Source organism: Streptomyces hainanensis, assembly GCF_004348415.1.
GTDB lineage: Bacteria > Actinomycetota > Actinomycetes > Streptomycetales > Streptomycetaceae > Streptomyces > Streptomyces hainanensis.
The window spans coordinates 1-12,547 of the sequence record NZ_SMKI01000225.1 but is presented as its reverse complement, the minus strand read 5'-3'; the positions used below and the strand labels follow the sequence as shown (position 1 = coordinate 12,547).

The window sequence follows — 12,547 nt, the reverse complement described above, 5'->3', positions numbered from 1 at the left end:
TTCGGTTGGCCGGCCGAGGACGGCGGGGATCTCGTCAGGCTGCCCGCCCACCGGCTGACAGCCGAGCGGTTGCTGCCGCTCGCCGACCGGGGCCTGGAGGCCGCCGGCGTGGCGGCACCCGACCGCGCGTCGCGCGTCCGCCGCGCGGCCGTGTCACACCACCGGATGTGGTGGTTCTCCTTGGCGCCCATCGTGCCATGGCGCCGCGCTGGCTGTGCCGGGAGTGGGTTGGCAGACTGTGCGGATGGCTGATCTCAGAGTTCCCGCGTTGCGCTGGGCCGAGCCGCCCGACGGGCCGGTGCTGGTGCTGCTCGACCAGACCCGGCTGCCGGCCGACGAGGTCGAGTTGGTGGTGACGGACGTGCCAGGGCTGGTGGCGGCCATCAGGTCCCTCTCCGTGCGGGGCGCCCCGGTGTTGGGGCTCGCCGGGGCGTACGGGGTGGCGTTGGCGGCGGCGCGTGGCTATGACGTGTCGGAGGCGGCGCGGCTGTTGGCGGGGGCGAGGCCGACCGCGGTGAACCTGGAGTACGGGGTGCGGCGGGCGGTCGCCGCGTATGAGGCGGCGGGCGACGGGAGCGCGCGGGCCGCGGCGGCGGCGCTCGCCGAGGCGCACGCGCTGTTCCGGGAGGACGCCGAGGCGAGCGCGCGGATGGTGGCCGCGGGGCGGGAGTTGCTCGGTGAGCTGTTGCCCGGCGGCCGGTTCCGGATCCTGACCCACTGCAACACGGGCGCGCTGGTCTCGGCGGGCGGCGGGACGGCGCTCGCGGTGGTGCGGGCGGCGCACGAGGCGGGGGAGCTGCGCCGGCTGTGGGTGGACGAGACGCGTCCGCTGTTGCAGGGGGCGCGGCTGACGGCGTGCGAGGCGGCGCGGGCCGGGATGCCGTTCTCACTGCTGGTGGACGGGGCGGCCGGCTCGCTGTTCGCGGCGGGCGAGGTGGACGCGGTGTTGATCGGCGCCGACCGGATCGCGGCGGACGGCTCGGTGGCGAACAAGGTGGGCAGCTATCCGCTGGCGGTGCTCGCCAAGCACCACGGGGTGCCGTTCGTCGTGGTGGCGCCGGTGTCGACGGTGGATCTGGCGACGCCGGACGGGGCGGCGATCCATGTGGAGCAGCGGCCGGGGCATGAGGTGACGGAGATCCGCCCCGGGGTGTCGGTGGCGCCGGTGGGCACGCAGGCGTACAACCCGGCCTTCGACGTGACGCCGCCCGAGCTGGTGACGGCGATCGTCACGGAGCTCGGGGTGGTCTCGCCGGTGGATCACGGAACGCTCGCGGAAGTGTGTTCCAGATCACGTTCGACTAAGTCCTGATCAGGGGATGGGATGATGAAGGCATGAAGGGACGCGTACTCGTCGTCGATGACGACCCCGCACTGTCGGAGATGCTTGGCATCGTGCTGCGCGGGGAGGGGTTCGAGCCCTCGTTCGTGGCCGATGGGGACAAGGCCCTCGCCGCCTTCCGGGAGATCAAGCCGGATCTGGTGCTGCTCGACCTCATGCTGCCCGGTCGGGACGGCATCGAGGTGTGTCGGCTGATCCGGGGTGAGTCCGGGGTGCCGATCGTCATGCTCACGGCGAAGAGTGACACGGTGGACGTCGTGGTGGGCCTGGAGTCCGGCGCCGACGACTACATCGTCAAGCCGTTCAAGCCCAAGGAGCTGATCGCCAGGATCCGGGCCAGGCTGCGCCGCTCCGAGGAGCCGGCACCCGAGCAGCTGGCCATCGGCGACCTGGTGATCGACGTCGCGGGCCACTCCGTCAAGCGCGGCAGCCAGGCGATCTCGCTGACGCCGCTGGAGTTCGACCTGCTGGTGGCCCTGGCCCGCAAGCCGTGGCAGGTGTTCACCCGCGAGGTGCTGCTCGAGCAGGTCTGGGGCTACCGGCACGCGGCCGACACCCGCCTGGTGAACGTGCACGTCCAGCGGCTGCGGTCGAAGGTGGAGAAGGACCCGGAGCGCCCGGAGATCGTGGTGACCGTGCGCGGCGTCGGCTACAAGGCTGGGTCAAGCTGACGTGACCGACCGGCAGTGGTGGCACGGTTCCCGGTTGCTGACCGAAGGGGCGGCGACCGGGGCCCAACCCGCGATTCGGATATTCGGCCGCTGGGCCCGCGGGCCGGTGCTGTCGGTCATGCGGCTGTGGCGCCGCAACATCCAGCTGCGGGTGGTGGCCACCACGCTGGTCATGTCGTTGGGCGTGGTGCTCGTCCTCGGCATCGTGGTGATCGGCCAGGTGCGGAACGGCCTGCTGGAGGCCAAGCGGCAGACGGCGCAGAGCCAGGCCGAGGGCGGGTTCGCGGTGGCGAGCGAGCTGGCCACCGGGGACGGGGACGGCAGCGAGTCGGTTGCCGGCCAGTCGCCGGACCCGAACGCCTGGCTGAACGGGATCGTGGAGCAGCTGTCCAGCGGCGGTCGCGGCGTCTTCTACGTGGTGTCGCTGCCCTCCCAGCTGTCGAGCACCCCGTTCGTGAGCGAGGCCGACACCGGCTCGGGGCAGGCGCCGCGCGGCGCCCGGGCCTACGGCGACCTGCGGCAGCCCGAGCAGTTCATCCCGACCGAGCTGCGCGACGCGCTGGACCGCTCGACGGACGCGCACCGGCAGTACGGGCGGATCGAGTTCGAGGACGGCACCTCGCAGGAGGCGCTGATCATCGGGCGCCGCCTGGGAGACATCCAGAACAACTGGTACCAGCTCTACTACCTCTTCCCCTTCACCCAGGAGGAGGAGTCGCTCAGCCTGGTCACCGGCACCATCGCCACCGCCGGCCTGTTCGTGGTGGTGCTGCTCGGCGCGATCGCCTGGCTGGTGGTGCGGCAGGTGGTGACGCCGGTCAGGATGGCCGCGCGGATCGCGGAGCGGCTGGCCGCCGGCCGGCTCCAGGAGCGGATGAAGGTCAGCGGCGAGGACGACATCGCGCGGCTCGGCGAGTCCTTCAACAAGATGGCGCGCAGCCTCCAGCAGCAGATCCAGCAGCTGGAGGACCTGTCGCGGATGCAGCGGCGGTTCGTCTCCGACGTCTCGCACGAGCTGCGCACGCCGCTGACGACGGTGCGGATGGCGGCGGACGTGATCCACGAGTCGCGCGGGGAGTTCGATCCGGTCACCGCGCGCTCGGCCGAGCTGCTGCTCAGCCAGCTCGACCGCTTCGAGTCGCTGCTCGCCGACCTGCTGGAGATCAGCCGGTTCGACGCGGGCGCGGCCAACCTGGAGGCGGACCAGACGGACCTGCGTGACGTGGTCGCCCGGGTGGTCGAGGGCGCCGAGCCGCTGGCGGAGCGGCGCGGGAGCCGGCTCGTGGTGCGGGGCGGCGCCCGCCCGGTGGTGGCCGAGGTGGACGCGCGGCGGATCGAGCGGGTGCTGCGCAACCTGGTCGTCAACGCCATCGAGCACGGCGAGGGCCGGGACGTGGTGGTGCGTCTCGCGGCCAGCCGGGACGGGGACGCGGTGGCGGTCGCGGTGCGGGACTACGGCATCGGGCTGCGGCCCGGGGAGGCCGAGCGGGTCTTCAACCGGTTCTGGCGGGCCGATCCGGCCCGGGCCAGGACCACGGGGGGTACCGGGCTCGGGCTCTCCATCTCCCTGGAGGACGCGCATCTGCACGGCGGCTGGCTCGAGGCGTGGGGCGAGTGGGGTGGCGGCGCCCAGTTCCGGCTGACGCTGCCGCGCACGGCCGGCGAGCCGCTGCGCGGCTCTCCGCTGCCGTTGGAGCCGCGGGACGCGCGGGCGAGGGCCGAGAGGCGGGCCCGTGGCGCGGCGGCCGGGGTGCCCGTGATCCCGGCGCAGAACGGCGAGTCGGTGTCGGCCGGGCAGTCGGTGCCGGCCGGTGGCGAGGCGCGCGGGGAGGGCGGCCATGCGGAGTGAGCGGCGTTGGCGCGGCGGTGCGGCGGTCGCCGCCGTCGGCCTGGTGTTGAGCGGCTGTGCCTCGATGCCGTCCAGTGGTCCCGTGCAGCGGGTGGACGCCTCGCAGCGGGCCGGCTCGGACGGCGAGGGCGAGTCGCAGGTGCGGGTCTACGGGGTGCCGCCCGCCGAGAACGCGCTGCCGCAGGCGATCGTCCGGGGCTTCCTGGAGGCGATCACCAGTGACGAGGTCGACTTCGAGACGGCCCGTGAGTACCTGACCCCGCGGCGGCAGGGCGAGTGGGACCCGTTCGCCAACACCACCATCCTCACCGGCGGCGCCGACCTGCGGCTTCCGGGGTCCGACGATCCCGGGTCGTCCGGCGACGGCGAGACGATGCGGGTGGAGCTGACCGGCAGCCGGCTGGCGACCGTCGACGCCTCGCACGTGTACACCCCGCAGGCCGGCGAGTACCAGTCGACGTTCCTGCTGCGGCGCGTCGACGAGCAGTGGCGGATCGACTCGCTGCCGGACGGCCTGGTCATCAGCGAGGCCGACTTCAGCCGCATCTACCACTCCGTGAACACGTTCTATTACGCCGGCCTCGGGCCGGAGGCGGAGCGGATCGACAGCGGCCAGGACGTGCTGGTCGCCGACCCGATCTTCGTGCGCCGCCGGATAGACCCGGTGGGCGAGAGCGTCCGCACCCTGCTGGAGGGCCCGAGCGAGTGGCTGGCACCCGCCGTCACCTCCGCCTTCCCGCCCGGTGCCGCGGTGGCCGCCGACCACAACCCGGCGATCGACGAGTCCGGCGCGCTCTCCGTGTGGCTGTCCGGGGTCCCCGCCGCCTGGCCGGCCGAGGACTGCGAGCGGATGGCGGCCCAACTGCTGCACACCGTGCGGGACGCGACCTCGGTCGAGCTGAGCGAGGCCCGGCTGCGCGACCAGAACGGCGCGCCGCTGTGCGACGAGTCCTCGGCGCAGGCCGACGAGCACGCCCCCGGGCTGCTCGACGGCGAGCCGAGCCGGCCCTACTTCCTGGACGAGAACCATGAGCTCGTGCAGGTGGTCGAGGGCGAGGAGCAGCCCTCGCTGCGGCCGGTGCCCGGCACCCTCGACGAGGCGGAGGGCGGGCTGCGGTCCGTCGCGATCCGCCGGGACGGCGAGCGGGCGGCCGGCGTCAGCGCGGACGGCTCCACCCTCTATGTCGCGCCGCTTTCCAACGAGGAGGACACCGGGCCCGAGGTGTTCGCCACCAGCGGCACCAGCGGGGAGGACGCCGGCTTCTCCGCGCCCAGCTGGGACGGACTCGGTGACCTGTGGGTCGCCGACCGGCCGGCCGAGCCTGGGGGCACCTCCCAGCCGCCGGGCTGGGGGAGGCTGCTGCGGCTCGTCGAGGGGGCCGGGACGCCGCAGCCGGTGCCGATCGAGGGGCTGCGGGACGGCCAGCGGGTCGAGGCGCTGCGGGTGGCCTCGGACGGGGTGCGGATCGCGATGCTGGTCAGCGGCGCGGACGGCGACGCCACGCTGCAACTCGGCCGGATCGAGCGGGTCGCCGGCGAGGACGGCGCGGACGGCGTCGAGCTCGCCGTCACCGGGCTGCGGTCGGTGACCCCGCAGCTCGAGGACGTGGCCGCGGTCTCCTGGGCCGGCGGCAGCCGGCTCGTGGTGGTCGGCCGCCCGGCGGACGGTGTCGAGCAGCTGATGTACGTGCGGTCCGACGGCTCCACGGTCAACGCGCCCGCCGTGCCCGGCCTCAACGACGTCACCGGGGTGGCCGCCACGGAGAACGAGGAGATGCCGCTGCTGGCCGAGACGGTGGCCGGGGTGGCCTGGCTCCAGGACCGCTCGCAGTGGAAGGTCGTCGGCGCCAACGGATCGGCCCCGGTCTACGCGGGCTGACGGCGGGTCAGCGGCGCCTGGCCGGAAACCCCCGCACGGGGGCTTGGCACGGGCCGAGCCGTCCGCCACGGTGGAACCATGCGTGGTTGGTGGCAGGAGCTCGGCTCCCTGATCCTGCCGACGGCGTGTGCCGGTTGTGGCGAGGCGCGCGCCGTGCTCTGCGAGCCCTGCCGGGCCGCGCTCACCGACGGCCTGGCCCGCCGGATGCGGTTCGCTCCCGAGCCCTCGGGACTGCCCGCCGTCTACGCCGCCACCGAGTACCGCGACCAGGTCAGGGCGGTGCTGCTGGCCCACAAGGAGCGGGGTGTGCTGCCGCTGGCCGGCCCGTTGGGCCGGGCGCTCGCGGTGAGTGCCCGCGCGCTGTGTGCCCGTGCGGCCGTTGCCGGGCGGGTGGTGGAGCTGGTGCCGGTTCCCTCGGCGCGGGCGACCGTGGCCCGGCGCGGGCACGACCCGGTGCGCCGGATCGCGCTCGCGGCCGCGGGGCGGCTGCGCCGCGAGGGGCTGGCGGTGCGGGTGCGGCCGGCGTTGCGGCAGTGCCGTCCGGTGGCGGACCAGGCCGGGCTCTCGGCCGAGCGGCGGGCCGTCAATCTCGCGGGGGCGCTGGTGGCGAGGACCGGCGCGCTGGCCGCGGGGGCGCCGGTGCTCCTGGTGGACGACCTGGTGACCACGGGCGCCTCGCTGGCCGAGGCGGCCCGCGCGGTGCGTGCCGCCGGCGGGGTGCCGGTCGGCGCGGCGGTGGTCGCGGGAAATTCGCGCGGCTGAGGGTGTCCCGGGCACCTTTGGCGGGAGTACGTTCGTTACATAAGTGGAGATGTGGAATTTCTGAGGCGAATGTGTGCTCGTGATCGTCCTGAGATTTCTGGGGTGTTGATCTTCCTGCCGGGGCAGGAGGAGGTGAAAGCGGTAATCACCAGGTAAAGCCGGAGGGGCGCCGAGGAGAACGTGTCCCGTCGGCACAGTCACAGTGCACCAACGGAGGGGTCGCAGGGCCGCGACGCCTCCGGGATCGGAGTTCTGCGTGGACATCGTCGTCAAGGGCCGCAAGACGGAGGTGCCGGAGCGATTCCGGCGGCATGTGGCCGAGAAGTTGAAGCTGGACAAGATCCAGAGGATCGACGGCAAGGTGACCCGCCTCGACGTGGAGGTGTCGAAGGAGCTCAACCCGCGTCAGGCGGACCGTTCCGACCGGGTGGAGATCACGCTGCGACACCGGGGCCCGGTGGTGCGGGCGGAGGCTTCGGCCGCTGACCCGTACGCGGCGCTCGACCTGGCGGCCGAGAAGCTGGAGTCGCGGCTGCGCAGGCAGCACGACAAGCGCCGCTCCCGGCGCGGCCGGGACCGCATCCCGGCCAGCGAGGTCGCCGAGGTGGTGCCGGACGCCGCCCCGTTGGACGCCATGACCCCGTCGGAGTCCCGGCCCGAGCCGCCCGCGCAGCCGCCCGTGCGGCGCATCGGCTCGGTGGTCGTGGAGGGGGACGGGCCCCTGGTGGTGCGCGAGAAGACGCATCTCGCCGCACCCATGTCGCTCGACCAGGCGCTCTACGAGATGGAGCTGGTCGGGCACGACTTCTACCTGTTCATCGACGCGGACACCAAGCAGCCGAGCGTCGTCTACCGCCGGCACGCCTATGACTACGGCGTGATCCACCTGGAGGCCGACCCGCTGGCCGAGAGCCTGCCCGAGGGCGCGGGGGGCGCGCTGGGCGGCTGACCGAGGCGTTCCGCTGGCACCCCTCGTCGGATGAGGACCGATGGGGGGTGTCACCGTGGAATCATGAGGTCGCCGAGCGTGTCAGCGACGACACGCCTCGGATGGCCTCGGTCGTAGGGGGAGGAACGATGGTGGACACTTTCGGGCCCACGATGCCTCGGGAGCGGCCCGGCGAGGAGGAGGCGGACTCGGCGGTCGAACAGCGGGAGCCGATCCGGGTGTTGGTGGTCGACGACCACGAACTGTTCCGCCGCGGGCTGGAGATCGTGCTCGCGCAGGAGGAGGACATCCAGGTCGTGGGGGAGGCCGGGGACGGCGCCGAGGCGGTGGAGAAGGCCGCCGACCTGCTGCCCGACATCGTACTGATGGACGTGCGGATGCCGAGGCGCGGCGGGATCGAGGCGTGCACCTCCATCAAGGAGGTGGCTCCCAGCGCGCGGATCATCATGCTGACGATCAGCGACGAGGAGGCCGACCTCTACGACGCCATCAAGGCGGGCGCGACGGGCTATCTGCTGAAGGAGATCTCCACCGACGAGGTCACGGCCGCGATCCGGGCCGTGGCGGACGGGCAGTCCCAGATCAGCCCGTCCATGGCGGCCAAGCTGCTCACCGAGTTCAGGTCGATGATCGAGCGCACCGACGAGCGGCGCCTGGTGCCGGCGCCCAAGCTGACCGACCGGGAGCTCGAGGTGCTCAAGCTGGTGGCGACGGGCAAGAACAACCGGGACATCGCCAAGGACCTGTTCATCAGCGAGAACACCGTGAAGAACCACGTGCGGAACATCCTGGAGAAGCTTCAGCTGCACTCCCGGATGGAGGCCGTCGTCTACGCGATGCGCGAGAAGATCCTGGACCTGGAGACGGAATGAGGCGCCGGACCAGGCGCTAGACCGACACCTCCGCGACCGCCGCGGCCAGCGGGGCGTGCAGCGCGGCCGGCGTCGTGCGCTCCACCCTGATCCGCTCGCAGCCCACCCAGCGCGCGGCCTCCGCCAGGGCGTCGGCCATCGCCGGTATCGCCCTGCGGGCCCGCGCCTCGCTGCCCACGAACGACGCGTGCCTGGCGACCAGCGTGTCGCCCTCGCGCGCCGGGTCGACCCGGCCGTGCAGCTTCCCGCCCGCCAGCAGCGGCATCGCGAAGTAGCCGTGGACCCGCTTCGGCTTCGGCACATACGCCTCGAGACGGTGCGTGAAGCGGAACATCCGCTCGGTGCGCGAGCGATCCCAGACCAGCGAGTCGAAGGGGGAGAGCAGCGTGGTGCGGTGCCGGCCGCGCGGGACGGTGGCCAGCGCCGCCGGATCCGCCCAGGCGTGGTGCTGCGGGCCCCAGCCCGCGACCACCACCGGCACCAGGCCGGTGTCCTCCACCACCTCGGCCACCTGCGCGACCCGGAGCCGGTGGTAGTCGGCCAGGTCGCCCAGGGTGGCCACCCCCATCGCCGCCCCCGCCTGGGAGACGAGCCGCCGCACGCACTCCGCGTCCGGCAGGTCGTCGTGGCGCAGCTCGCCGGGGATGGCACGCTCGGCCAGGTCGTAGACGCGCTTCCAGCCGCGCCGCTCGACACACACCACGTCCCCCAGCATCAGCGCCCGCTCGACGGCGACCTTGGCGTCGCTCCAGTCCCACCAGGGGCCGCCGTTCTTGGCGCCGCCCAGCTCGGTGGCCGTCAACGGGCCCTCCGCCCGCAGCTGGGCGATCACCTTCTCGTAGGAGCCGGGCGCCAGCTCGTGGTGCCAGGACTCCCGGGCCCGGTAGGCACGCCGCCGGAAGGCGAACAACGGCCACTCCTCGACGGGCAGCACGCAGGCGGCGTGCGACCAGTACTCGAAGGAACGCCCACCCGACCAGTACGCCTCCTCGACCGCGGCCCGGCCCACCGCGCCGAGCCGGGCACAGGGGATCAGCTCGTGCGAGCGCGCCAGGACCGAGATCGTGTCGAGCTGGACCGCGCCGAGCCGGCGCAGCACGCCGCGCACGCCCCCCGCCCGGTCCTGCGCGCCCAGCAGGCCCTGGGCGCGCAGGGCGATCCGGCGGGCTTCGTCGGCGGACAGCTGTGGCTCTACGACAGTCATGCGAGCGATCGTAGAGCCGACCACTGACACTCCTTGCGGCGCTCGCATACCATGGCCGGTGCGGCGGGGCCATATCTCGCTGTGCCCGCGCATCCCTATCGGCGCCAGGCCCGACCGGCAAGGAGACCAGCCCTCGTGTCCGTCTTCAACAAGATCATGCGTGCAGGCGAAGGCAAGATCCTGCGCAGGTTGCAACGCATCGCCAACCAGGTGAACTCCATTGAAGAGGACTTCCTTGACCTGACGGACGCGGAGCTGCGGGCCCTCACCGACGAGTACCGGGAGCGTTACGCCGAGGGCGAGTCCCTCGACGACCTGCTCCCGGAGGCGTTCGCCACCGTCCGCGAGGCCGCCAAGCGGGCCCTCGGCCAGCGCCACTACGACGTCCAGCTGATGGGCGGTGCCGCGCTGCACCTCGGCTATGTCGCCGAGATGAAGACCGGTGAGGGCAAGACGCTGGTGGGCACGCTGCCCACCTACCTGAACGCGCTCTCCGGCAACGGCGTGCACCTGATCACCACCAACGACTACCTCGCCCAGCGAGACTCCGAGTGGATGGGCCGGGTGCACCGCTTCCTCGGCCTGTCGGTCGGCTGCATCACCGCCGGGATGACGCCCGCCAAGCGCCGCGAGCAGTACGCCTGCGACATCACCTACGGCACCAACAACGAGTTCGGCTTCGACTACCTGCGCGACAACATGGCCTGGTCGAAGGACGAGCTGGTGCAGCGCGGCCACAACTTCGCGGTGGTCGACGAGGTCGACTCGATCCTCATCGACGAGGCCAGGACGCCGCTGATCATCTCCGGCCCGGCCGACCAGGCCACCAAGTGGTACGCCGACTTCGCCAAGCTGGTGCAGCGCCTGGAGAAGGGCGAGCCGGCCGTCCCCACCCGCCAGGTCTCCGAGACCGGCGACTACGACGTGGACGAGAAGAAGCGCACCGTCGCCATCCACGACGCGGGCGTCACCAAGGTCGAGGACTGGCTGGGCATCGACAACCTCTACGAGTCGGTGAACACCCCGCTGGTCGGCTACCTGAACAACGCCATCAAGGCCAAGGAGCTCTACAAGAAGGACAAGGACTACGTCGTCCTCGACGGCGAGGTCGTGATCGTCGACGAGCACACCGGCCGCATCCTCGCCGGCCGCCGCTACAACGAGGGCATGCACCAGGCGATCGAGGCGAAGGAGGGGGTGAAGATCAAGGACGAGAACCAGACGCTCGCCAAGATCACCCTCCAGAACTACTTCCGCCTCTACGACAAGCTCGCCGGCATGACCGGTACGGCGATGACCGAGGCCGCCGAGTTCCACCAGATCTACAAGCTCGGCGTCGTCCCGATCCCCACCAACCGGGCGATGGCCAGGATCGACCAGTCCGACCTGATCTACCGCACCGAGGTCGCCAAGTTCGCGGCCGTCGTCGACGACATCGTCGAGAAGCACGAGGCGGGCCAGCCGGTGCTGGTGGGCACCACCTCGGTCGAGAAGTCCGAGTACCTGTCGCAGCAGCTGAACAAGCGGGGCGTGCGGCACGAGGTGCTGAACGCCAAGAACCACGAGCGCGAGGCCGTGATCGTCGCCAAGGCCGGCCGGCGCGGCGCCGTCACGGTCGCCACCAACATGGCCGGCCGCGGCACCGACATCAAGCTCGGCGGCAACCCGGACGACATCGCCGAGAACGAGCTGCGGAGCAAGGGCCTCGACCCGGCGGAGCACGTCGAGGAGTGGGCCGCCGCGCTGCCGGAGGCCCTGGAGCGGGCCGAGGAGGCGGTCAAGGCCGAGTTCGAGGAGGTCAAGGAACTCGGCGGGCTCTACGTGCTGGGCACCGAGCGGCACGAGTCGCGGCGGATCGACAACCAGCTGCGCGGCCGCTCCGGGCGCCAGGGCGACCCGGGCGAGTCCCGCTTCTACCTCTCGCTCGGCGACGACCTGATGCGGCTCTTCAAGGCGCAGATGGTCGAGCGGGTGATGGCCATGGCCAACGTCCCGGACGACGTGCCGATCGAGAACCGCATGGTCACCCGCGCCATCGCCTCGGCGCAGGGCCAGGTCGAGCAGCAGAACTTCGAGATCCGCAAGAACGTCCTGAAGTACGACGAGGTGCTGAACCGGCAGCGCGAGGTCATCTACAGCGAGCGGCACCGGGTGCTGGCCGGCGAGGACCTGCACGAGCAGGTGCGGTTCTTCATGGACGACACCATCGACGCGTACGTGCAGGCCGAGACGGCCGGCGGCTTCGCCGAGGAGTGGGACCTGGAGCGGCTGTGGGGCGCGTTCAAGCAGCTCTACCCGGTCGCGGCCACCGTCGAGGAGCTGGAGGAGGAGGCGGGCGGCCGGGACGGCCTCACGCCGGAGTTCCTGTCCGAGTCGATCAAGGACGACGTCTCCAAGCAGTACGACGCGCGCGAGCAGGAGCTGGGCTCCGAGGTGACGCGGGAGCTGGAGCGCCGCGTGGTGCTCTCGGTGCTGGACCGCAAGTGGCGTGAGCACCTGTACGAGATGGACTACCTCCAGGAGGGCATCGGCCTGCGGGCGATGGCCCAGCGCGACCCGGTGGTGGAGTTCCAGCGCGAGGGCTTCGACATGTTCACGGCCATGATGGACGGGATCAAGGAGGAGTCGGTCGGCTACCTGTTCAACCTGGAGGTCCAGGTCGAGCGGCAGGTCGAGCAGGTGCCGGTGCAGGGCGGCGAGAAGCAGCCGGCCGCGGCCGGCGCGGGTGCCGGCGCCGCCGCCGGCGCCGCCGGTGCCGAGCAGGAGGCCGTGCCGGCCGGGGCGCGGCCGGCGATCCGGGCCAAGGGCCTGGAGGCGCCGCAGCGGGCCGACCGGCTGCACTTCTCCGCCCCTTCGGTGGACGGCGAGGGCGGCGTGGTCGAGAGCGACTTCTCCGCCGACGGCGACGAGGCGGCGGGTGGTGCCGGCGACGGCTCGACGCGTGCGGAGCGTCGTCGGGCGGCGAAGGGTGGCGGCCGCCGCCGCAAGAAGTAGCCGGCGTTTTCCCCTGTCTCTTATA

Annotated in this window: 10 protein-coding genes; 9 read left to right on the top strand and 1 reads right to left on the bottom strand. The window is 72.4% G+C overall.

Annotated features, from left to right (window positions below):
• From E1283_RS38195 to E1283_RS20610, 8 genes are all read left to right on the top strand, one after another.
• The coding region (locus E1283_RS38195; RefSeq protein WP_207930472.1) for a hypothetical protein at positions 1-252 on the top strand (252 nt) is incomplete at its 5' end.
• On the top strand, positions 245-1,312 hold the full coding sequence (mtnA, locus tag E1283_RS20640) for an S-methyl-5-thioribose-1-phosphate isomerase (RefSeq protein WP_132819590.1): 1,068 nt from the start codon (positions 245-247) through the stop codon (positions 1,310-1,312). The genes E1283_RS38195 and mtnA, both read left to right, overlap by 8 nt.
• Before the next feature lie 23 nt (positions 1,313-1,335).
• The gene (gene mtrA / locus E1283_RS20635) at positions 1,336-2,013 is read left to right on the top strand and encodes a two-component system response regulator MtrA (protein ID WP_132819589.1); all 678 of its coding nucleotides are present in this window, start codon (positions 1,336-1,338) and stop codon (positions 2,011-2,013) included.
• Positions 2,014-2,131: 118 nt separating this feature from the next.
• Positions 2,132-3,862, top strand: a complete 1,731-nt coding sequence (mtrB, locus tag E1283_RS20630) for an MtrAB system histidine kinase MtrB (RefSeq protein ID WP_243744980.1) — start codon at positions 2,132-2,134, stop codon at positions 3,860-3,862.
• The gene (locus E1283_RS20625; RefSeq protein ID WP_132819587.1) at positions 3,852-5,741 is read left to right on the top strand and encodes an LpqB family beta-propeller domain-containing protein; all 1,890 of its coding nucleotides are present in this window, start codon (positions 3,852-3,854) and stop codon (positions 5,739-5,741) included. The genes mtrB and E1283_RS20625 overlap by 11 nt, the downstream gene beginning before the upstream one ends.
• 78 nt (positions 5,742-5,819) lie before the next feature.
• Positions 5,820-6,503: a ComF family protein gene (locus tag E1283_RS20620; RefSeq protein ID WP_132819586.1), complete on the top strand. Its 684-nt coding sequence runs from the start codon at positions 5,820-5,822 to the stop codon at positions 6,501-6,503.
• Positions 6,504-6,759: 256 nt separating this feature from the next.
• Positions 6,760-7,452: a ribosome hibernation-promoting factor, HPF/YfiA family gene (gene hpf, locus E1283_RS20615; protein ID WP_132819585.1), complete on the top strand. Its 693-nt coding sequence runs from the start codon at positions 6,760-6,762 to the stop codon at positions 7,450-7,452.
• A 128-nt stretch (positions 7,453-7,580) separates the two neighbouring features.
• Entirely contained in the window at positions 7,581-8,324 is a 744-nt protein-coding gene (locus E1283_RS20610; RefSeq protein WP_132819584.1) for a response regulator, read from the top strand.
• 16 nt (positions 8,325-8,340) lie between these two features.
• Here the strand turns inward: E1283_RS20610 and E1283_RS20605 are convergent, their stop codons facing one another.
• On the bottom strand, positions 8,341-9,528 hold the full coding sequence (locus E1283_RS20605) for a winged helix-turn-helix domain-containing protein (protein ID WP_132819583.1): 1,188 nt from the start codon (positions 9,526-9,528) through the stop codon (positions 8,341-8,343).
• Positions 9,529-9,663: 135 nt separating this feature from the next.
• On the opposite strand from E1283_RS20605, the gene secA reads away from it, so the two are divergent.
• Positions 9,664-12,522, top strand: coding sequence for a preprotein translocase subunit SecA (gene secA, locus E1283_RS20600; RefSeq protein ID WP_132819582.1), 2,859 nt, complete (start codon positions 9,664-9,666; stop codon positions 12,520-12,522).
• Positions 12,523-12,547: the final 25 nt, after the last annotated feature.